The sequence below is a fragment of the Prevotella sp. C0209C1 genome (assembly GCF_056583855.1).
On sequence record NZ_JBWPJP010000075.1, the window covers coordinates 1 to 847 of the forward strand.

The 847-nt window shown below is 41.3% G+C and carries 1 protein-coding gene and 1 pseudogene; one reads left to right on the forward strand and one right to left on the reverse strand.

The window, feature by feature from the left end; all coding sequences use genetic code 11:
- A pseudogene (locus tag AC1DCD_RS10240) lies at positions 1–462 on the forward strand (ThiF family adenylyltransferase); the annotation flags it as partial.
- Between the two features lie 10 nt (positions 463–472).
- On the opposite strand, the gene AC1DCD_RS10245 reads toward AC1DCD_RS10240, so the two are convergent.
- A partial coding sequence (locus AC1DCD_RS10245) for a response regulator transcription factor (protein WP_464641387.1) occupies positions 473–847 on the reverse strand: 375 nt, incomplete at its 5' end.

The following is an 847-nucleotide window of genomic DNA, read 5'->3' on the forward strand; positions in this document are numbered from 1 at the left end:
GAGTTCCTTAACCCTGATAACATCGAAGAGATGCTGAATGGGCATAATGTAGCCATCAATGCATTGGACTTTAAGGACGATACGCCTTTTGTCTTTGATAGGATTTGCAAAGAAAGAAAAATTCCCGTACTGCACCCATACAACTTTGGTTGGGCTGGCTTTGTTACGATTGTAGACCCATTGGGGCATTCCTTATCTGAACTGACTGAAGAGTCAAATGGATTTGAATTAAAGGTGGCTGAATATGTAACCGGACATGGGGCTTTTTGGAATCAACCTAAAGAGTGGTTAGACAAAATTGTAACCCAATATAAAAAGGAAAGCGAAATGCTGCCACCTCCACAATTGTCCATAGCCTCGTGGATTACCGCAGGCTTGTGTACAACGGCAATGTACAATCTTGCTACAGGAAAACCTGTGAACTATTTCCCAAAATTCTATCTCTCTTCGCTTTTGCCGTAAGTTATTTTTTTCAGAAGAGTTTGTTTAAGGTAGCTCTTGAAATAGCTTCGGTGATATTCGCCACGCCTAATTTGTCAAAGGCGTGGCGTTTATAGGTTTTGATAGAATCTAACGAGCGGCACATTCTATCTGCTATTTCCGTCATAGTAAGACCCGATGCTGACAATCTAAGCACCTCGAGTTCCTCTTCTTTGAGTGATATTCCATCACATTCTTTCCACCGATGTCCCTCGAAAGAGTATTTCCAATAATTGCGGAGTCCATTCTTGTGAAACTCTACATGCCCTGCTGTTTTATGCGAAGAAAGAGATACGACACACATACCAATCCATATCTTGCCTTCATCTGTCAATAGAATGGGAGTAAGCTGGTGATTAATCAACTT